At 65.7% G+C, this 20529-nt stretch carries 18 protein-coding genes; 8 read left to right on the plus strand and 10 right to left on the minus strand.

Going from position 1 to position 20529, the window contains the following annotated elements; all coding sequences use genetic code 11:
- Positions 1 to 345 precede the first annotated feature (345 nt).
- Positions 346 to 885: a cytochrome b gene (locus EDE12_RS13140; RefSeq protein ID WP_024879771.1), complete on the plus strand. Its 540-nt coding sequence runs from the start codon at positions 346 to 348 to the stop codon at positions 883 to 885.
- 44 nt (positions 886 to 929) lie between these two features.
- Here the strand turns inward: EDE12_RS13140 and EDE12_RS13145 are convergent, their stop codons facing one another.
- The 5 genes from EDE12_RS13145 to EDE12_RS13165 all read right to left on the minus strand — a co-directional run bounded on the left by EDE12_RS13145 (position 930) and on the right by EDE12_RS13165 (position 5097).
- Positions 930 to 1703 carry a DUF4261 domain-containing protein gene (locus EDE12_RS13145; protein ID WP_024879770.1) on the minus strand — a complete coding sequence of 258 codons (774 nt, stop codon included), beginning with the start codon at positions 1701 to 1703 and terminating at the stop codon, positions 930 to 932.
- Positions 1704 to 1832: 129 nt separating this feature from the next.
- The gene (locus tag EDE12_RS13150; RefSeq protein ID WP_024879769.1) at positions 1833 to 2675 is read right to left on the minus strand and encodes a methyltransferase domain-containing protein; all 843 of its coding nucleotides are present in this window, start codon (positions 2673 to 2675) and stop codon (positions 1833 to 1835) included.
- A complete protein-coding gene (locus EDE12_RS13155) occupies positions 2672 to 3718 on the minus strand; it encodes a glycosyltransferase family 4 protein (RefSeq protein WP_026598508.1) in 1047 nt (348 codons plus the stop codon). Before EDE12_RS13155 ends, EDE12_RS13150 begins: the two co-directional genes overlap by 4 nt.
- Positions 3715 to 4113 (minus strand): 6-carboxytetrahydropterin synthase, encoded by a 399-nt coding sequence (locus tag EDE12_RS13160; protein WP_024879767.1) that lies wholly within the window; start codon positions 4111 to 4113, stop codon positions 3715 to 3717. The genes EDE12_RS13155 and EDE12_RS13160 overlap by 4 nt, the downstream gene beginning before the upstream one ends.
- 12 nt (positions 4114 to 4125) lie before the next feature.
- On the minus strand, positions 4126 to 5097 hold the full coding sequence (locus EDE12_RS13165; RefSeq protein WP_084768494.1) for a zinc-binding alcohol dehydrogenase: 972 nt from the start codon (positions 5095 to 5097) through the stop codon (positions 4126 to 4128).
- Positions 5098 to 5224: 127 nt separating this feature from the next.
- On the opposite strand from EDE12_RS13165, the gene mdoH reads away from it, so the two are divergent.
- Together mdoH and EDE12_RS13175 are read left to right on the plus strand one after the other, a co-directional pair.
- A complete protein-coding gene (gene mdoH, locus EDE12_RS13170; RefSeq protein ID WP_026598506.1) occupies positions 5225 to 7024 on the plus strand; it encodes a glucans biosynthesis glucosyltransferase MdoH in 1800 nt (599 codons plus the stop codon).
- A 26-nt stretch (positions 7025 to 7050) separates the two neighbouring features.
- Positions 7051 to 7356, plus strand: a complete 306-nt coding sequence (locus tag EDE12_RS13175; RefSeq protein ID WP_024879764.1) for a hypothetical protein — start codon at positions 7051 to 7053, stop codon at positions 7354 to 7356.
- Here the strand turns inward: EDE12_RS13175 and EDE12_RS13180 are convergent.
- Positions 7335 to 7823, minus strand: a complete 489-nt coding sequence (locus EDE12_RS13180) for a cupin domain-containing protein (protein WP_026598504.1) — start codon at positions 7821 to 7823, stop codon at positions 7335 to 7337. The genes EDE12_RS13175 and EDE12_RS13180 overlap by 22 nt on opposite strands.
- Positions 7824 to 8172: 349 nt before the next feature.
- Here EDE12_RS13180 and EDE12_RS13185 point away from each other — a divergent pair, with 349 nt between their 5' ends.
- Together EDE12_RS13185 and aat are read left to right on the plus strand one after the other, a co-directional pair.
- Positions 8173 to 10122, plus strand: coding sequence for a malonate decarboxylase subunit alpha (locus EDE12_RS13185; RefSeq protein WP_026598503.1), 1950 nt, complete (start codon positions 8173 to 8175; stop codon positions 10120 to 10122).
- Positions 10123 to 10356: 234 nt separating this feature from the next.
- On the plus strand, positions 10357 to 11064 hold the full coding sequence (aat, locus tag EDE12_RS13190; protein WP_024879761.1) for a leucyl/phenylalanyl-tRNA--protein transferase: 708 nt from the start codon (positions 10357 to 10359) through the stop codon (positions 11062 to 11064).
- Here the strand turns inward: aat and EDE12_RS13195 are convergent.
- Entirely contained in the window at positions 11036 to 11710 is a 675-nt protein-coding gene (locus EDE12_RS13195) for a DUF2155 domain-containing protein (RefSeq protein WP_024879760.1), read from the minus strand. The genes aat and EDE12_RS13195 overlap by 29 nt on opposite strands.
- Before the next feature lie 117 nt (positions 11711 to 11827).
- Positions 11828 to 12235 carry an NADH:ubiquinone oxidoreductase subunit NDUFA12 gene (locus tag EDE12_RS13200; protein ID WP_024879759.1) on the minus strand — a complete coding sequence of 136 codons (408 nt, stop codon included), beginning with the start codon at positions 12233 to 12235 and terminating at the stop codon, positions 11828 to 11830.
- A 241-nt stretch (positions 12236 to 12476) separates the two neighbouring features.
- Between EDE12_RS13200 and pstS the strand changes: the two genes are divergently transcribed.
- Positions 12477 to 13523: a phosphate ABC transporter substrate-binding protein PstS gene (gene pstS, locus EDE12_RS13205; protein WP_026598502.1), complete on the plus strand. Its 1047-nt coding sequence runs from the start codon at positions 12477 to 12479 to the stop codon at positions 13521 to 13523.
- Between the two features lie 51 nt (positions 13524 to 13574).
- Positions 13575 to 14792: an FAD-dependent oxidoreductase gene (locus EDE12_RS13210; protein ID WP_026598501.1), complete on the plus strand. Its 1218-nt coding sequence runs from the start codon at positions 13575 to 13577 to the stop codon at positions 14790 to 14792.
- Here the strand turns inward: EDE12_RS13210 and EDE12_RS13215 are convergent.
- Together EDE12_RS13215 and EDE12_RS13220 are read right to left on the minus strand one after the other, a co-directional pair.
- Positions 14773 to 15729 (minus strand): hypothetical protein, encoded by a 957-nt coding sequence (locus tag EDE12_RS13215; protein ID WP_026598500.1) that lies wholly within the window; start codon positions 15727 to 15729, stop codon positions 14773 to 14775. The two genes, EDE12_RS13210 and EDE12_RS13215, sit on opposite strands and share 20 nt — an antisense overlap.
- Entirely contained in the window at positions 15726 to 16271 is a 546-nt protein-coding gene (locus EDE12_RS13220) for an SRPBCC family protein (protein WP_026598499.1), read from the minus strand. Before EDE12_RS13220 ends, EDE12_RS13215 begins: the two co-directional genes overlap by 4 nt.
- 603 nt (positions 16272 to 16874) lie before the next feature.
- Between EDE12_RS13220 and EDE12_RS13225 the strand changes: the two genes are divergently transcribed.
- The gene (locus EDE12_RS13225) at positions 16875 to 20504 is read left to right on the plus strand and encodes a vitamin B12-dependent ribonucleotide reductase (RefSeq protein WP_026598498.1); all 3630 of its coding nucleotides are present in this window, start codon (positions 16875 to 16877) and stop codon (positions 20502 to 20504) included.
- The last annotated feature ends 25 nt before the right edge of the window (positions 20505 to 20529 follow it).

Here is a 20529-nt window from a genome sequence, read left to right on the forward strand (position 1 = left end):
CGAGGGGAAAAATATCGAAAATATTCTTTGTCGCCGCTATTCGTCTTCGGCGGCGCCGATCGCGCGACAACGCGACCGAGGCGGCTCCGACGAAAAAAGCGCGGCGAACCAACGTGGTTCGCCGCGCCGACCGCCGGCGCGCACATGGGGGATGCGCCCGGCTAGCTCTCGATGACTCGCGAGAGTCAAAGCCCTTTTCGGGGAGATCTGAGCGCGGTTCAGCTATAGGCCCGGACGCCGTTATAGTCAATTATTCCTATAGGATTTAAATACTGTCTCGGAGGCCGATTGCGCATTCGAGACGGCTGGGCGATCATCGCCGCCGCAACGGCATGGAGGATTCGCATGGTCGAGCGACAGCCCTATACGCCTCTCGCCAAGGCGCTGCATTGGATCATCGCCGCTCTGGCGCTGACCTCCCTGCCGACCGGCGTGGTGATGGCCGATCTCGATAAAGGGCCGTTGCAGGACAATCTCTTCGTGCTGCACGAATCGATCGGCGTCATCGTGCTGGCCCTGATGGTTCCCCGCCTTCTCGCGCGACTGCGCCATCGGCCGGGCGCAAGCGCCGATCTGACGCCGGCCGAGCGTCTCGTCTCGAAAGCGACGCATCGCGGGCTCTATCTGCTGCTGATCGCGACGCCGATCGTCGGCTGGCTTGCGTTGTCGGCCTATGGCCTCGGGCCGAGCTTCTTCTGGCTCGGCCATCTCCCGGCCCTCCTCGGCAAGGACGAGCCGCTATCGAAACAGCTCTTCGAGCTGCATGAAATTCTCGGCTGGGCCATGCTGGCGCTGATCGCGCTGCATGTGGCGGGCGTCATCCGCCACCGTATCGCCGGCGACGAGGTGGTCTGGCGGATGCTTCCGCAGTCTTGGCGCAAATAGCGAGGCCCGGGCGGGGGCGGCCGATGCGCCCCCGCCGGTCGCCGTCAGGCGTGGCCCTGAGTCGGGAAATATAGCCGGTAGACATTCTGCCCCGGCGCCACGACCGAGGCCTCGCGCCGCACGATGATCTTGGTGTCGGCGTCCGGGCCGATCGTGTCGCCGTCGCTCAGAACGTCGCCGGCGTCGATCAGATAGGCGGCGAGATCGAGCAGAAAGCCGCTGAGCTGGCTCGGATCCTCGAGATAGCCGCGCGTCTCTATCTCCATCAGGCCGAAAGCGTCGAGACCTTTGGTGATCGCCGAAACGCCGCCATCTGGATCGCGGCCGAGCGCGACGGCGACGCAGAAGGGAACCGGGGGCTCGTCGCCGCCCTTCGACACCGCCTCGGCGACGAGCGCGGCCGGCCAAAGAGCGTCGGAGCCGGCGAAATGCACGGCGCAAGCGGAGGGCGTCGCCTCTATGACCGCCGTGATCGCGCGCCCGAGCAGACGCGCTCTGGCTTTGGCGTCGGCGCCGCCGGTCACGGCCACCACCACATGGCCCGCATGGCCTTCGATCACCGACCAGACATCCTTCCAATGCCAGGCATAGGCGACGCAAGGGTCGTCCTGGGCTATGGGCGCCGGCGCCGTCACGCCGCCGATGGCCACCATGCCGCCATCGACGAGAAACACGCTGGTTCCGCCCGGGACCTCCTTGTCGGGCGTCTGCGCCTGCGGCAAATGCCGGCGGATCGCGGAGCCGAGCGCCTCCCCCTCGGGAAGCCGCCCATCCTTCGAGAGAACGAGCGCGAGCATTGTTTCATTGGGGGCGGCCATACTGGGCTCCGGGTGAAAGGTGAGAGTTGACGCGAGAGACCGAAGCGGACTCTCCGCCCGATTGCCCCATGTCGGGAACCATTTTGCTTCTAGCACAGATGGCGCCATGGCGGTGCCGACCGCCCGGCCTCATCCGCCCTTCGGCCGCGCGAACAGGTCCGAATGCCCGATCTCGCATCCCTCGGCCGCCAGGCGGGCGCGACGCCAATCCTCGACGATTCTAGCCGAAACCTCCCCGGTCTCGGCCACGGCCGCCGCCGAGCCCTCGGCCAGAGCGGCGATCAGCGCCGTTTCCGCCGCGCCGAGCCGCCAGGGACTCGGCGCCGTCTCGACGCTATAGCCGAGCCTCTCCAGCGCGCGCGCCAGCAGTTCCGCCGCGCGCGGCCCGGCGGCGGGTCCAAAACCCTTGTCGCGCGCCTGATGGCGGTGGAAGGCGGCGAGCATTCCCGCATCGTCGGCATGCGGCGGCGTCCAGCGCTCCTCGCCGGAATAGCTCAATATCGCATAGAGCGGCAGGCGGCGCGCCGCGATCTGCTCCGCGAAGGCCTCGAGCCATTGCGCCGAGACGAGATCGAAAAAAGCCGCCGAAGTCACGAGGTCGATCTTTCCCTCGAGCGCCGCCCCCGCGCCGCCGGAAAGATCGGCGGTCCGAAACTCGACATCGAGGCGCCGCGCGACCTTGGAGAGGATCAGCGTCTCGCCCTCCTCCGCGACATCCGCCCAGGCGATGAGACGCGCTCTCGCGGCGGCGAGCAGCGCCGGATCATGATCGATGAGAAGCCATTTCTGGCGCGCCGGCAGATATTCGGCGAGGCCACGCAAATTGGAGCCGGCCCCGCAGGCGAGATCGACGATGGTCAGAGACTCGCGATCCGCGAAGGCGCGCGCGACGGTCTCGCGCAAGGCGGGATTGCGCGCGGCGCGATCGGCGCTCTCGCGCAGATCGAGCCATTCGGCCGAGAAACCGCTCATGCCAGCCCCCTCGTCACATTGGCGATGATGCGCGCCGTCTCTTCCCAGCGCGGCAGCGCCCGACCGGTGCGCCAGGAGGCCTCGGCGAGCCGCGCCCGCAAGGCCGAATCCGCAATGATCGCGCGCAGAGAATCGCGCAGCGCGGCCACATCCCCCGGCGGGATTTTCAGCGCGGCGCTATCGGGGATTGTGTCGCCCGCAGCGCCTCCCGTCGTCGCGACGATGGGCAGCCCGCGCGCCAGCGCCTCGGCGAGCGCCATGCCATAGCCCTCATGAAGCGATGCGGAGACGAAGACATCCGCGCCGTGATAGGCCGTGTCCAGCGCCTCGCCGGAAAGCTCGCCACGCAGAACGATGCGTCCGCCGAGACCTTTCGCCTCTATGAGCTGCGCGAGATCGGCCGCCGTCTGGGGCGAATGATGGGCGCCGCCAACAATGGCGAGGCGCCAGTCGAGATCGGAAAGGCCGCTCAGCGCCTCGACCAGAAGATGGAACGCCTTGCGGGGAATGATGGAGCCGACGGCGAGCAGCAACGGCGCGCCGCCCGAGCCTCTTGCGCGCTCGGCCGGATCGGTTCCCGGCGGAGCGATGGTCAGCTTGCGCTCCGGCACGCCGAAATCGCAGATCAACGTCTCGCCCGTATGCGCACTGGTGGCGATCACATGAGCGGCGCGGGCCAGCGCCCGGCGTTCGCTCTCGCGCAAAACCGCCGCGCGGGCGGGCGACAGCCCCGCCTCGAGACAGAGCGGATGATGGCAGAGCGCCGCGATCGGCGCCGCAATAAACGCGATCACCGCCTCGGACAACGCGCCATAGGCGAGGCCGTCGATGAGCGCGACATCATCCGCCGTCAATTCACGATCGAGAACCGCGGCGACGGCGCGCTCCTCCTCGGCCGTCGGATGCGGAAAACCGCCCGGCAGCGCGAGATGGACCGCCGCGACGCCCTGCCGCGCCAATTCCGCGAGCACGCGGCGGTCATAGCCATAACCGCCGGTCCTCGCCTCTATGTCTCCGGGAATGGCGAAGACGATGCGCCTCACACGGCGCCCTCGAACCAGGCGCGGGCGACATGGGATTCGTGCAGCGTCACGCGAATGCGCGAGATCCCTTCGCCGCCCGGCCCGAGCGCGCCGGTGCGAGCTGCGGCGGCCATCGCGTCGAAAATATGCCGCGAGAGGAATTCGGTCGTCGTCTGCCGGCCCTTGAACTGCTCGATCTCATCGAGATTCTGGTAGTTCAGCGGCGCCAGCGTCGCTTTCAGCGCGTCATGGGCGCGGCCGATGTCGACGACCACCTCGTCGACGGTCAGCGTCTCGCGGAAAAACGCCACATCGACGACGAAAGTCGCGCCGTGCATGCGCTGCGCCGGGCCGAACAGCTCGCCCTTGAAGCTATGGGCGATCATGATGTGGTCGCGGACTTCGACTGCGTACATTTTCTTCTCCGTTCAATAGCGAAACAATGTGGCGAGGCCGCTCGCCCCCGGCGCGAGGATGCGCGGCAGCTCCCGCGACGCGTCGGCGAAGGGGACTTCCTCGGTGATGAGCGCGTCGAGCCGCGGATCGGCCAGCAGCTCCAGCGCCTTGTCCAGCCGGCGGGCGTAGCTCCAGCGCGGCCGCCGCGAGGGCGCCACCTGCCCCACTTGAGAGGAGACGAGCCGCAGCCGATTGGCGTGAAAGCCGCCGCCCAGCGGCGCGGAGACCTGCCCCTCCCCATACCAGCTCAATTCGACGATCGTCGCCTCCAGCCCGGCCGCGGCGAGCGACAGCGCCAGCCCCTCGGAGGAGGCGCTGGCGTGGAAGACGACATCCGCGCCCCGCCCCTCCAGCGCGTCGGCGCCGACGAATCGCGCGCCGAGACTCTCGGCGATCTCAGCGCGAGAGTCCTCGCGATCATGAATCAGCACCTCGGCGCCCGGAAGGCGCGCTGCGAGAGCTGTGACCAGCAGGCCGAGAACGCCTGCGCCGATGACGACGATGCGGTCGCCCGGCCCGGCTCCCGAATCCCAAAGCCCATTCAGCGCCGTTTCCATATTGGCGGCGAGCGGCGCGCGGCGGGCCGGCGTCTCCTGCGGAATTGGCCGCAGCATGGCGACGGGCGCGACGAAAAAATCCTGATGCGGATGGAGACAGAACACGTCGCGGCCGAGAAGCTCGGCCGGCCCTTCCTCGACGCGGCCGACGGCGCAATAGCCGTATTTCACCGGAAAGGAGAAAGCGCCCTCCTGAAACGGCGCGCGCATGCGCTCCCATTCCGAACGCGGCGCGCGGCCTTCGAAGACGAGCCGCTCCGTGCCGCGGCTGACCGCGCTCCACAGCGTCCGCACCAGCGCATCTTCCGGCCCCGGCGTCGCGAGACGCGAAGCGCGTAGCGCAGCGCTCCGCGGAGCCTCGACCCACAGCGATCGCGCCTCTTTCATACCATTAAAATAGGATTTATTCGACTCGGCCAATTTACAAACCTCATGCTTCGCGGCTATTGCTAGAACACGGCGGCGATGCGCGCCAGCCGATTTTCCCGGTTCCGCATAGGAAACGACGACGCGAATGTCCGCCGCCGCCCCCGCCGGTCTCCAGAACCGATCCGAACTGTTCCGGCGACGCCTGCTGGTCGCTGCGATCAACGCCGCCGTTTATGTCGCCCTGCTGATCTGGCTCGCCGATATTCTGGGGCAAGACGGCTGGAGCGTCATCGACGCCGCGATTCTCCTTTGCTTCGCCATTGCCGCGCCCTGGAGCGTGCTCGGCGTCAGCAACGCCGTTCTCGGCTTCTGGCTCTTGCATTTTCATCCGCGTCCGCTCGACAGCGTCGCGCCTTTCGCCCGCGCCGGCGACACGCGCCGCCGCATCCGCACGCGCACGGCCGTCACGCTGACGATCCGCAATGAGGACGCCGCCCGCGCGCTGACGCGGCTTGCCGCCATGAAGGCCGATCTCGACGCGACCGGCGAAGGCGCTCACTTCGATTGGTTCGTGCTGAGCGACACCACCGATCCGCGCATCGCCGCGCAGGAAGAGACCGAATTCGCCCGCTGGCGCGCGGCCGAAGGCGCCGAGGCGACGCGGCTGCATTACCGCCGACGCTCCGACAATATCGGATACAAGGCCGGCAATATTCGCGATTTCTGCGAGCGCTTCGGCCGCGCCTATGAATTCATGATTCCGCTCGACGCCGACAGCCTGATGGACGGCGAGACGATTCTGCGTCTCGTGCGCATCGGGGAAGCCTATCCGCGCATCGGCATTATTCAGAGCCTCGTGGTCGGCGCGCCATCGCGCTCGGCCTTCGCGCGCGCCTTTCAATTCGGCATGCGCGCCGGAATGCGCAGCTACACGATGGGCGCGGCCTGGTGGGGCGCCGATTGCGGCCCCTTCTGGGGACATAATGCGCTGGTGCGCATCGCGCCTTTCGCGGCATATTGCGATCTACCGCGTCTTTCCGGCGAGAGGCATATTCTCTCGCATGATCAGATCGAGGCGGCGCTGATGCGGCGCGCGGGCTATGAGGTGCGCGTGCTGCCGGTGGAGAGCGGAAGCTATGAGGAAAATCCGCCGACGCTGCTGGAATTCATGCGCCGCGACCTGCGCTGGTGCCGCGGGAACATGCAGTATTGGGAGTTGCTCTCTCTGCCGGGACTGCTGCCGATGAGCCGCTTTCAGCTCATCTGGGCGATCAGCATGTTCATCGGCGCGCCGGCCTGGACGGCGATCATATTGCTCGGCGCGCTGCTGCCGCTGGTCGAGGATGTGTCGCGCTTTCCGTCTGGCTCGGCGGCGGCGCTCTATCTTCTGTTTCTCGGCTTTTATCTCGCGCCCAAGCTCGCCGGCTATGCGGATATTGCGCTGACGCCGGGCGGCGTGCGCCGCTATGGCGGCGCCGTCCGCTTGCTGCTCGGCGCGGCGCTCGAGATTGTCTTCTCCTTCATCATCGGCGCCGTCACGACATTCGGCGTCACTGTGCTGCTCGCGCGCCTTCCCTTCGAGGGCGAGACGGGCTGGAGCGGACAGAGCCGCGACGCGCATAGCCTCGGCGCGTGGGAGACGGCGCGCGCGCTCTGGCCGGCATTCGCTTTCGGCGCTCTGGTTCTCGCCATCGCCGGATTTTCCGCGCCTTCTCTGGCCTTGTGGTCGGCGCCGCTGACCTTCGGCTATGTCGCCGCATTTCCCTTTGCGCTCGCCAGCGCCTGGCCGCGTCTCGGCGCCTGGTTCACGCAAGCAGGGCTCTGCGGCGTCCCCGAGGAATTCGCGCCGCCGCCGATCTTCGCCCGGCTGCGCGCGCCCCAGCGGCGGGAGGCGACGCCCGAGCCTCGGGCGATCGCTTCATCGGACGAACGCATTTCCGCGTGAGGGATCAGATGGGATCGGACGCTCGCATGAGAGACGAAACGCGCCGGGAAGAACTCCGCGCCTCGCTGCGCGTGCTGCGATCGGAGAGCGCGGACGCCGCCGCGCCGCGCATAATGGCGCCGCGCCGGCTCGTTGTCGTGGCCCCGCGGCCGGCCGCCGACGAGCCGCTGCCCCCGGCGCAACGCTTTCTCGCATCGGCCGCGCTCGCCGGGGCTCTGCTGATGGCGGTCGCGGCGCTTTCGGACGCGGCCGCCCACGCCATGGGCGCGATGGAGCCGCGCGCCATCGCGTCACTGGAGATGGGCCGCTCTCACTTCGGCTTCGGCCAATAGCCCTGCGGCGCGCCCGGCGCCCCGACCGACGTCGTTTCCACCGGCCCTTCGCCGGTGATCTGAATGACGACCTCCTCCTCGCCCGCGCCGTCCCAATGCACGCCGCCGGCCGGATGCAGCACATAGGAGCCCGCCGTCACCGGCCGCGCCTTCTTGAAATCCAGCTCCTCGCCGACGCCGTTCCACCATGTGCCCGAGACCACCACCGCATGGCGATCCTTCGAATGGAAATGCGGATTGGAATGATGTCCAGGCGGGAAGCGCACGCGCACCACATAGACGCCGGGCTTCGACGGATCGCCGAACAGCACCGCCTGGGCGGGGCCGATGCCGAGCGGGCTCTTGAATTGAACCTCGTCGGCGGGCTTGTAGACGAAACTCTTTTCTGGCTCCGCGCCAATGGGCAGGGTCTGGCCGAGAACCGCCGCCGCTGCGGCGCCCGCGAGGAGAAATCTGAGCTTGGTCATGGTTTGCTCTATGGACGCCGTCGGAAAATATCGCAGTTCGGCCGCGTCTCGCCGACCATGAGCGCAGCATAGTCGCTAAAGCCTATAAGATAAATATGCATTTGAGCGCCGACTCTCGCCCTCGCGGCGCCGCAGCGCGCTCGCCGAGCTGCGACGCGGAGCCGCAGCCGAACGAGGCGTTTTGGGCCTTCGCGGCTCTGCGGCGATTTCCTGGCGCTATTGCGAAACCCTGTCGCAAACTCTAGTGTCGAGGGCAGTTCGAACCCGGCGCCCTTCTATTGCGGAACGCGGGAATGACAACGCCCGCAGCCTTCGCCCTGCCGGGCGGCGAGGAGGAAACTCGAGGGAAATGAACAACAAGAACAACAAGGTCATTACAGCCGACGAAGCGATTGCGCTCATCAGCGAAAATGACGTTCTGACCACCACCGGCTTCGTCCAGAGCTGCATTCCCGAGGCGTTGCACGCCGCGCTGGAGAAGCGCTTCGTCGAGACCGGCGGACCGAGCGGCCTCACGCTCATCATGACCGCCGGCGCCGGCGACAGCAAAGGGCTCGGCACCGGCCGCCTGCATCATGAAGGCCTGCTGCGCCGGGTCATCGCCGGCAATTTCGGCCGCATGCCCAAGGTCGCTCAGGCCGCCGCGGAGAACAAGATTCTCGGCTATAATCTGCCGCAAGGCGTCATCTCGCAGCTCTATCGCGCCTGCGCCGCCGGTCAGCCCGGCCTCTTCTCCAAGGTCGGCCTCTATACTTATGTCGATCCGCGCTTCGGCGGCGGCCGCGTCAACGAAGTGACGACGGAAGAGATCGTCAAGCATGTCGTCATCGACGACGAGGAATGGCTGTTCTATACGGCGACGAAGATCGACGTGGCCTTCATCCGCGGCACCAGCGCCGACCCCTCCGGCAATATCAGCATGGAGAAGGAGGCGCTGACGCTCGACGTGCTCGCCCAGGCGATGGCCGCGCATAATAATGGCGGCATCGTCATCGCGCAGGTCGAGCGCATCGTCGAGGCCGGCTCCATCCGGCCCAAGGACGTGAAGGTTCCGGGCATTCTGGTGGATTGCGTGGTCGTCGCCGATCAGCCCGAGCTGCACCGTATGAATTACGGGATCATCTATAATCCGGCGCTGGCCGGCGAGATTCGCGTTCCGGTCGAGAGCATGGCGAAAATGACGCTCGACGCGCGCAAGATCATCGCGCGCCGCGCCGCCTTCGAGCTGCCCCCCAACGGCGTCGTCAATCTCGGCGTCGGCGCGCCGGAGGGCATAGCCGCCGTCGCCAATGAAGAGAAGCTCACCCCCTTCATCACTTTGACGACGGAAGCCGGCGCCATCGGCGGCGTGCTCGCCTCGGGCTCCTCCTTCGGCTCCGCCACCAACGCCGATTCGATCATCGATCAGAACACGCAATTCGACTTCTATGACGGCGGCGGTCTCGACATGACCTGCCTCGGCATGGCCGAATGCGACGAGCAGGGCAATGTGAACACCAGCCGCTTCGGCGGACGCCTCAACGGCTGCGGCGGCTTCATCAACATCAGCCAGAACGCGCGCAGCGTCGTCTTCGCTGGCACATTCACCGCCGGCGGGCTCGACATTGCGATTCAGGACGGCGAGGTGAAAATCCTCAAAGAGGGCCGCGCCCGCAAATTCCTGAAATTCGTCGAACAGGTGACGTTCAGCGGCAAATATGCGCAAAAGCGCGAGCAGCCGGTGATCTATGTCACCGAGCGCTGCGTCTTCCAGCTGACGAAGGAGGGTCTCGAGCTGATCGAGATCGCGCCGGGCATAGACATAGAGCGGGATATTCTTCCGCATATGGACTTCAAGCCCATCGTCAAGCATCCGATCTTGATGGACAAGCGCATCTTCGTCGACGAGCCGATGGGCCTGATCTCCGATCTGCTCAATCTCGATCTGCAGGATCGCGTGAGCTATGACGCCGATCGCAATATTCAGTTCCTCAATCTCGAGGGCTGGAGCGCGCGCTCCAAGCGCGACATCGACGATCTGCGCAAGATGCTGATCGACGCCTGCCAGAAGATCGGCAAGCGCGTCAATCAGGTCGTCAATCTCGACAACTTCCGCATCAGCGAGCATCTCTACGATTACTATGCGGAGATGATCCAATATATGCTCGAGAATTATTATGTGACGACGACGCGCTACACGACCAGCGCCTTCCTGCGCTTGAAGCTCAAGGAAGCGCTGAGCAAGCGCGGCATCGCCCCGCATGTCTTCGAGCGCAAGGAGGACGCGCATAGCTTCCTCGAGGTGATCGGCGAAGGCTGAGCGGCCATTCTACCCTCCCCTTCAGGGGGAGGGTCGGCCGGCGATATCGAGCCGGGGTGGGGTGAGACGCGAGGAGCTGCTCTCCCCTCCCGAGCGCCGAAGGCGCTCTGTAGAACGTGTTTCCACCTAGTCTCGCTCGGCGCGCCCCGCCCCGTTCACCCTTTCGGCGGCTCGAGCCACGCCCGGGCGACGAACGCTCTCGATTCCGGCGCGCATTGCGCTACAATCTGCGAAATGTCGCGCCCTTCCTCCGCAGATTACGCCATCACGCCGCAGATTTTGCTGCGGGCCTATTCGATCGGCCTTTTCCCAATGGCGGAAAGCGCCGAAGAGGAGCAGCTCTTCTGGGTCGACCCCCAGGAGCGCGCCATTTTCCCGCTGGATGCGTTCAAGGTCTCACATTCGCTCGCCAAGACGATCCGATCGGATCGTTTCGAGGTGCGGGTCGATACGGATTTCGACGCCGTGATCGCGGCTTGCGCGGCCTCCGCGCCCAAGCGCGAGAACACTTGGATCAATTCCGAGATCAAGCGGCTCTATCGCAAGCTGTTCGACATGGGCTTCGCCCATACGGTCGAATGCTGGCGGGATGGAAGACTGGTCGGCGGCCTCTATGGCGTCTCTATGCGCGCCGCCTTTTTCGGCGAGAGCATGTTCCACCTCGAGACCGACGCCTCCAAAGTGGCGCTGGCGCACCTCGTCGCGCGGCTCGTCAAAGGCGGCTTCCGCCTGCTCGACACGCAATTCATGACCACGCATCTCGCCTCGCTCGGCGCGATAGAGGTCAGCCGCGACGCCTATCATGCTCTGCTGGAGCAGTCTTTGTCGGTCCCTGCCCGTTTCGCCGCCTGGCCGGACGACGCGCCCGTTCCCGGCCGCGAGATCGTCGCGATTCTGCGGCCGGAGCCACAGCTCAGAACGGAAAAGGCGAAGGCGCCGTAGCGGGCGCCGGCTCCTGCGCGGGCTGCTTCTTTTTCTTCTTCTTGGGCTTTTCGGCCGGAGCCGCGGCCGCTGGCTCGGCGCTCTCCGGGGCCTTCGCGGCCTCTGGCGGAACCGAATCGCGCGGGCCGATCGGCGCGGCCTCGACCGGAACGGGCGCGACCGGCTCGACCTTGCGAGAGCGGGAGCGCTTCTTCTCCGGCGCAGGGACGGCAGTGGCCGCCGCCGCAGGATCGGCCGCCGGCGCCTGAACGATCTCCTTGCCGCCGCGGCAATCGACCAGCCAAACGTCATAGACCGGGTGCTCGACGCCATGCAGGCCTGGGCTCGCTGCGAACATCCAGCCGGAGAAAATCCGCTTGGCGTCGTTCTTCCCCGTGTCCTGCTCGTCGACCTCGACGAAGCTCGTGGTCTGCGGAGCCTCGGTCTGCGGACGCGTGTTGCAGACGCGCGGCGTCACCTGAAGCGAGCCGAATTGCACGGTCTCGTCTATGGCGACGTCGAAATTGATGATCCGGCCTGTCGTCTTGTCGAGCCCGGCGAAAATGGCGGTGGGATTGCGTATGGGATCCGCGGCCGCCGCGCCGAGGCCGACGAGGAAGGCGGCTCCCGAAAGAGCGAAACGCAGGCGGAAGCAGCGGGAGATCATATCGGCTCTCGTTTCCGATCTCTGGCTCGGGCCAGCCGCCCGCGCCTCATGCGCCGTCGTTGAATAGGAAGAGCGTGGCGGATCGATGGTCGCGGACAGGGCCGCGACCGTCTCGCCTCAAGCCTCGGGGGTCCAGGCCTGATAGTCGCCGCCGGCGGGAGCGCGGCGGCCCTCGGCCAGGATCGAGCCCGGCGGATGATAGGCGGCGGAGGTGCCGGTCAGATTGGGGCGATAGGTCAGCTCCCATTCCTTCGGCTCGTATTTCTCCTGCGTCGGCGGCGTGTCGACCGTGTGGTGCAGCCAGCCGTACCAGCCGGGCGGCGTCGCCGAGCCCTCGGCATAGCCCTTATAGATGACCCAGCGGCGCTCGAAGCCGAGCGCCTTGTCCTTCTTGCCGCCGCGGCGGCGGTAATAGACATTGCCGAACTCATCCGTCCCGACGCGCTCGCCATAGAGCAGCGTCCACAGGCCCGTGCTGAGCGTCGCCCGGTTCCACCAAGTGAAGAAGCGAATGATGTAGGACATGTCGGAAGCGTCCAAGAATGTTTGCGTGGCCCCTTATTGCGTCAAGACAGCGCAATGTCCAGTCGGGCGCGCCACTTCCGCTGCGTGGGCTTTGCTTTTGGCGCGAAGTCGTAGAAAAGGAGGCATGTGACAGAAAAACGACAGCCGTCGCGCCGCCAAGGCGCGCCGCAGAGAGCTGAAACCATTGGCTTCCAGCTCTCGTGGACAAGAGCCACGCGTCGAAATTCCAAGGGACGGCCGCATGATTTCCAAAGCCTCGAGGCTCATTCTTCACGCCGCTCTGGCGGCGATCCTTTCAGTGGGGAGCGCGCGCGCCCTCGATATTTCCGGCGCCGGCGCGACTTTTCCCCTGCCCATCTACGCCAAATGGGCGCAGAGCTATTCGAAAGAAACCGGCAATCGCGTCAATTATCAATCGATCGGCTCGGGCGGCGGCATCCGCCAGATCAAGGCGCGGACAGTCACTTTCGGCGCCTCGGACCAGCCGCTGAGCGCCAAGGAGCTCGACGCAGCCGGGCTCATCCAATGGCCGCAAGTGGTGGGCGGCGTCACCCCCGTCGTCAATCTGGACGGGGTCGGCTCCAATGAGCTGGTCCTCGACGGGACCACGCTCGCGCGCATTTTTATCGGCGAAATCAAGCTCTGGAACGATCCGGCGATCCACGCGCTGAACCCGAAGATCGCTCTGCCGGCGACGTCGATCGTCGTCGTGCACCGCTCGGACGGATCGGGCACGACTTTCTGCTTCACCCACTATCTCTCCCGCGTCTCCGCCGATTGGAAGGCGAAGGTGGGCGAGAACGTGGCTGTGGAATGGCCGCTCGGCCTCGGCGCCAAGGGCAATGAGGGCGTCGCCAATAATGTCGCCACCGCCAAAGGCGCGATCGGCTATGTCGAATTCGCCTACGCCAAGCAGAATAAGCTCGCCGCCGTCAGCCTGGTGAATCGCGACGGCAAGATCGTCGCGCCGGGCAAGGAGAGCTTCGAGGCCGCCGCCGCCAATGCCGATTGGGCCGGCGCGCCGGGCTTTTTCCATCTGCTGACCGAGCAGCCGGGCGCGGGCTCCTGGCCGATCGCGGCGGCGACCTTCATTCTGCTGCCGAAGCAGCCGCAGGATGCGGCCGCGGCGCTGGAAGCGCTGAAATTCTTCGACTGGGCTTTCTCCAAGGGCGCCGCGGCGGCCGAGGAGCTGGATTTCGAGCCCATGCCAGCCTCCGTGGTGACGCTGATTCGCAAGAGCTGGGCGGCCAATGTGAAGGATGCGAATGGAAAACCGCTGCTGAACTGACCATAAAGGTCGGCAGCGGCCGCGCGCGGCCTATTCGCACAGGAGCGGCCGATGACGCAGACGATCTCCACGAGATGCTGCGTGGTCGGCGGCGGCCCGGCGGGGCTGATGGTGGGCTTTCTGCTCGCCCGCGCCGGCGTCGAGACGATCGTCCTCGAGAAGCACGCGGATTTCCTGCGCGATTTCCGCGGCGACACGATTCATCCTTCCACGCTTCAGCTGATGTTCGAGCTCGGCCTGCTCGAGAAATTTCTGAAGCTGCCGCATCGCAAGGCGTTTCAGCTCTCCGCGGTTTTGGGAGACCGCAAATTCGTCGTCGCCGACTTCCGCCACCTGCCGACCTTGTGCAAATTCGTCGCCTTCATGCCGCAATGGGACTTTTTGGACTTCATCGCCGGCGAGGCGAAGAAGCTGCCGAACTTCCGCCTGTCGATGAAGACCGCAGCAGAGGGACTCCTCGAGGAGGACGGCCGCATCGTCGGCCTGCGCGCCGAGGGGCCGGAGGGACCGCTCGAGATCAGAGCCGATCTCACCATCGCCGCGGATGGGCGGACGTCGCGGATGCGCGAATCGGCGGGCCTCGCGGTCGAGGAATTGGGCGCGCCCATGGATGTGCTGTGGCTCGAGCTGCGGCGCAAGGCGGATGATCCGGAAGAAACTTTCGGCCGCATCGCGCCGGGCCGCATGGTGGCGATGATCGAGCGCGGCTCCTATTGGCAGATCGGCTATGTGATTCCAAAAGGCGGCGCGCAGGCGCTGCGGAGCCGACCGATCGACGAGCTTCGCCGCGCCCTCGCCGACAGCGTTCCCTTTCTGGAGGATCGCGTCGAGGATTTGCGCGATTGGGAGGATGTGAATCTGCTGACCGTTCAGGTCGATCGGCTGAAGAATTGGAGCCGGCCGGGCCTGCTCTGCATCGGCGACGCGGCCCATGCGATGTCGCCGATCGGCGGCGTTGGAATCAATCTCGCGATTCAGGACGCTGTGGCGACCGCCAATCTCCTCGCCGAAAAGCTGCGCGATGGGACGCTGCGCGACGCGGATGTCGGCGCCGTGCAGAAGCGCCGCGAGCTTCCGGCGCGGTTGACGCAACGGCTGCAGCTCTTCATTCAGAATCGCGTGATCCGCAACGTGCTCGCCGCAGACCAGCCCTTCGAGCCGCCGCTGGCCTTGCGGCTTTTGGATATTTTCCCGGCGCTACGGCAATTGCCGGCGCGGCTGATCGGCCTCGGCGTGCGGCCGGAGCACATCAATTCATCGCGCGGATAAAAGCGCCGAAGGCGCGCGGGCCGTCGCCGGTCTTGGCCTTGGCGATCACCTTCAGGCTGTCGGCGGCGATCGACCAGAACTCATTGGTGAACCAATTGGCGACATAGATCGTCTTGCCGTCGCGGCTCGCCCCTATGCCTTCCGGATATTCGCCGACCTTCACCTGCGACACCGACGCGAATGTCGAGAGATCGAAGACGCTGACCGATTCGGCATATTGATCGGTGACGAAGCCCCTGCCCTGCGCCAGCGCCACGCAATAGGGCCGCTTGCCGACCTTCACCGTGGCGATGACGCGCCGGCTCGAAAGATCGACGACGCTGACATCATCCGATTCGACATTGGCGGTGTAGGCGCGCTCGCCCTTGGCGTCGATGGTGACGCCGAAGGGATGACGGCCGACATCGAGCTCGCCGAGCTTCTCGAAGGACGCCGCATCGACGAAGGCGATTTTATTGGCGTCGCGAATCGCCACGAGGATCGTCTTGCCGTCCGGCGTCACCGCGACGCCGGAGGGCGTGACGCCGACTTTCGCCGTGGCGACGACGCCCGCTTCCGGATCGACCGCAAAGAGCCGCTGCTCATACATGTCGGCGACATAGACGCGCTTGCCATCCGGTGCGACGGCGAGGCCGAGCGGACCGCCCTCCAGCGGAATCTTGCGCAGGACGCGACGCTCGCGCGTGTCGACGACGGAGAGATATTTGCCCTCCGGGCTCGTCACATAGGCGCGCGCGCCATCAGCCGAGACCGCGACGCCGGCCGGCTTGCCGCCGATCGGCAGAGTCGCGACGGGCACCATGGTCGAAAGATCGACGATGGTGAGATCGCCGCTGCCCTGATTGGTGACGAAAGCCTCGTCCGCTCCCGCGGGCGAGGCGAGAGCGAGCCCGAGAAGGGCGGCGCGCGCCGCCCTGCCCCAGGATGCAGAGATCATTTGCCTTCGACCTTGGCCTTCAGCGAGGCGAGGCCGGCCTTGTAGAGATCGCCCACCGCCTTCAGCGCGGCCTCGTCGGAGAGCTCCGGCGGCGGATCGTTGTTCGGGAAGCCGCGGTAGAAGGCGCCGCGCCATTCGACGACGCTCTTGTCGCCCTGCGGCTTTATCGTGATCGTCGAGGAGTAATTGTTCACCGGCAGGATCTTCACATCCACCTTCTCGATGCGATAGGCGAGCGAGAAGTCCTTGGCGTCATATTTGGTGAGCAGCTCGTCGATCTCGCCGCCATTCTTCAGCGTGATATGGCGCGTGGCCTTGTCGGGCGTGTTGTCGCCCGTTCCTTCCGTCTTGGCGACGGGGGGCAGCCAGCTCAAATCCTGGAAATTGCCGACGATGGCCCAGACCTTCTCGGCCGGAGCCGCGATCTCGATCGTCTCCGTCACCTTCTGGCGCGAGGGGCCGTGGGCGAGCGCGGCCGACGAAGCCAGAGCCGCGAGCGACAAGGCGGCCAGGAAACCCCGGCGCGCGACGACGAATGACATGACTACCTCCTGCAGGGCTTTTTAGGCGCCTATTGCCCCGGCGCCGCCGGCGCGCAACTAACTCCTCCGCGCCCTGCGGCGTCAAGACTCCCGATCTCGGCGGGCGGAAAATCCCGCCATAGGGCGGCAGAGCTCCCGGAGAGGCGACAAAGCTTTCGGCGAGGAATGAGTCGCCGCCCGCCGGCCTGCTCGAGAATCGCGCTCCGATCCCCCTTACGTAAAGCTCGGCTCACGTCGAGCCCGTTGTCCAGAGCGCGACTCGGCTTTCCCCATTATCCACGGAATTTTGCAAGATATTGTCTGATTATTTATTCCTCACACTACATCTTGACGCCCATGGAAGAGTGACGCACTGTGCCGGGGTCTAATGACGCAGCGGCGGATGATCGAAAAAGCTGGTTCTCGCGCGCCCCGAGCGGGCGGCGCGACGCTTTTCGGCAGCCTAAGCTGCGCCTCGTCGCCGCGGCTATCCGCCGCGCTGCGGCCCGACCCCCGTATCTGCGTTTCCAGCCGACGTAGAGTCCCTGCCAAAACGAGCTTGTCGCGACCGACTCATCGGCCGCGATCGATTCACCGCGCGCAATTTTCGAGGATCGAAATACGATGAAGATCGAGCGACGCCACACGACCGCCGGCCAGTCTCCCTATGCGGATATCGAATTTCGCGCCGCGCGCAGCGAGATCCGCAACCCTGACGGCTCGGTGGTGTTCTCGCTCGAGAATATCGACGCGCCGGCCGATTGGAGCCAGGTCGCCGTCGACGTGCTCGCGCAGAAATATTTCCGCAAGGCCGGCGTGCCGGCGCGGCTGAAGCGCGTCGAGGAGCATGAGGTTCCGAGCTTCCTGTGGCGCTCTGTTCCCGACTCCGAGGCGCTCGCCCTTCTGCCCAAGGCGGAGCGCTATTCCTCCGAGACCTCGGCGCGCGAGGTGTTCGACCGTCTCGCCGGCGCCTGGGCCTATTGGGGCTGGAAGGGCGGCTATTTCGACACGGAGGAGGACGCCTCCGCCTTTCAGGACGAGCTGCGCTACATGCTGGCGCGCCAGATGGCGGCGCCCAATTCGCCGCAATGGTTCAACACCGGCCTACATTGGGCCTATGGCGTCGACGGCCCCAGCCAGGGTCATTTCTATGTCGACTACCAGACCGGCAAGCTGACCAAGTCCAAGACCGCCTATGAGCATCCGCAGCCGCACGCCTGCTTCATCCAGTCGGTGGAGGACGATCTCGTCAATGACGGCGGCATAATGGATCTTTGGGTGCGCGAGGCGCGCCTGTTCAAATATGGCTCCGGCACCGGCTCCAATTTCTCCAAGCTGCGCGGCGAGAAGGAGAAGCTCTCGGGCGGCGGCTCCTCCTCCGGCCTCATGTCCTTCCTCAAGATCGGCGACCGCGCGGCGGGCGCGATCAAATCCGGCGGCACCACGCGCCGCGCCGCGAAAATGGTGGTGGTCGATGTCGACCATCCCGATATCGAGGCCTTCATCGACTGGAAGGTGAAGGAGGAGGAGAAGGTCGCCTCGCTCGTCGCCGGCTCCAAGATCGTCAAGAAGCATCTGAAAGCCGTGCTGCGCGCCTGCGTCAATTGCGAGGGGCCGGGCTTCGATTGCTTCGACCCGGAGAAGAATCCGGCGCTGAAGCGCGAGATCAGAGCCGCGCGCCGCGCCGAGGTGCCGGACAATTACATCAAGCGCGTCATTCAATTCGCGCGTCAGGGCTATAAGGACATTTCCTTCGACACCTATGACACCGATTGGGACAGCGAGGCCTATCTCACCGTCTCCGGCCAGAACTCCAACAACACCGTGCGCGTCACCGACGAATTCCTGAAGTCGGTGGAGACGGATGGCGATTGGACGCTGACGCGCCGTCTCGACGGCAAGCCGTCCAAGACGCTGAAGGCTCGCGAATTGTGGGAGAAGATCGGCTATGCCGCCTGGGCCTCGGCCGATCCCGGCATTCAGTTCCACACGACGATCAACGACTGGCACACCTGCCCGGCCGGCGGCGCCATACGCGCCTCCAATCCGTGCTCGGAATATATGTTCCTCGACGACACCGCCTGCAATCTCGCCTCGCTGAACCTGCTGCAGTTCCGCGATCCGCAGACGAAACGCATCGACGTCGACTCTTATGAGCACGCTGTGCGGCTGTGGACCGTCGTGCTAGAAATCTCCGTGCTGATGGCGCAATTCCCTTCGCGGGAGATCGCGCAGCTGTCTTACGAATATCGCACGCTCGGCCTCGGCTACGCCAATGTCGGCGGCCTGCTGATGTCCTCCGGCATCGCCTATGACAGCGAGGCCGGCCGCGCGATCTGCGGCGCGCTTTCCGCGATCATGACCGGCGTCGCCTATCGCGCCTCGGCGGAAATGGCCAAGGAGCGCGGCCCCTTCTCGGGCTTCGAGGCCAATCGCGAAGCCATGCTGCGCGTCATTCGCAATCACCGCCGCGCCGCCCATGGCCAGCGCGCCGGCTATGAAGGACTCGCGACCGCGCCCGTGCCGCTCGACCACGCCGCCTGCCCCGATGCGGCGCTCATCGCCCGCGCGACCCGCGCCTGGGACGAGGCGCTCGCGCTCGGCGAGGAGCATGGCTATCGCAATGCGCAAGTCTCCGTCGTCGCGCCGACCGGCACGATCGGCCTCGTCATGGATTGCGACACCACCGGCATAGAGCCGGATTTCGCTCTGGTGAAATTCAAGAAGCTCGCCGGCGGCGGCTATTTGAAGATCGTCAATCGCGCCGCGCCGGAAGCTTTGCGCGCCCTCGGCTACAGAGAATCCGAGATCGCCGAGATCGAGGCCTACGCCGTCGGCCACGCCTCGCTCTCCAACGCCCCGGCGATCAACACGACCTCGCTGCGCGCGCGCGGCTTCACCGAGGAGAAGATCGAGACGGTGGAGAAGGCGCTCGCCTCCGCCTTCGACATCAAATTCGTCTTCAACAAATGGACGCTCGGCGCGGATTTCCTCACCGGCGCGCTGAAGGTTCCGGCGGCGGCGCTGGAAGATGCGAGCTTCGATCTGCTTACGCATCTCGGCTTCACGAGGCAGGACGTCGAGGCGGCCAATGTCCACATCTGCGGCGCGATGACTCTGGAAGGCGCGCCGCATTTGAAGGCGGAGCATTATCCCGTGTTCGATTGCGCCAATCCCTGCGGGCGCACGGGCAAGCGCTATCTGTCGGTGGAGAGCCACATCCGCATGATGGCGGCGGCGCAGCCCTTCATCTCGGGCGCGATCTCCAAGACGATCAACATGCCCAATGATGCGACCGTCGAGGATTGCGAGGCAGCCTATCTCCTGTCCTGGAAGCTCGCGCTGAAGGCCAACGCCCTCTATCGCGACGGCTCCAAGCTGTCGCAGCCGCTCTCCTCGCAGCTCGTCTCCGACGCGGACGACGAGGCGGAGGAAGTCGCCGAGGAGATCCTCTCCGCCAATGCGCCGGCGCGCGCGGCGGCGATCGCCGAACGCATCGTCGAGCGCGTGGTGCATCAAGTGGTGCGCGAGCGCGAGAAGCTGCCGGATCGGCGCAAGGGCTATACGCAGAAGGCGGCCGTCGGCGGCCATAAGGTCTATCTGCGCACGGGCGAATATGTGGACGGGCGCCTCGGCGAGATCTTCATCGACATGCACAAGGAAGGCGCCGCCTTCCGCAGCTTGATGAATAATTTCGCCATCGCCATCTCGCTCGGCCTGCAATATGGCGTGCCGCTCGAGGAATATGTCGACGCCTTCACCTTCACGCGCTTCGAGCCCGCGGGCTTCGTGCAGGGCAATGACGCGATCAAGAACGCAACGTCCATTCTGGACTATGTGTTCCGCGAGCTGGCGATCTCCTATCTCGGGCGCAACGACCTCGCCCATGTGTCGCCGGAGGATATCGGCCATGACGTGCTCGGCAAGGGCGAGCATGAGGGCAAGGCGCCAGAGAGCGCATCGTCGGTCGTCTCGAAAGGCCTGCTGCGCTCCAAGACGGATCGGCTGATGCTGGTGCGCGGCGGCGCGACGGCGCTGCGCGAGAATGTCACGGAAGAGGCGGAGCAGCCCTTGTCCGAGCTCGGCTGGACCGCGCCGACGCGCCCGGTGGAGAGCGTCGCCGACAAGCGCGCCGAAGCGCGGATGAAAGGCTATGTCGGCGAAGCCTGCCCCGAATGCGCGAATTTCACGCTCGTGCGCAATGGGACATGCCTGAAATGCGAGACCTGCGGCAGCACCACAGGCTGCAGCTGAGCGCAACGGCGTCGTCTGCTGAGTC

This window comes from Methylosinus sp. sav-2 (genome assembly GCF_004366495.1).
Taxonomy (GTDB): Bacteria; Pseudomonadota; Alphaproteobacteria; order Rhizobiales; family Beijerinckiaceae; genus Methylosinus.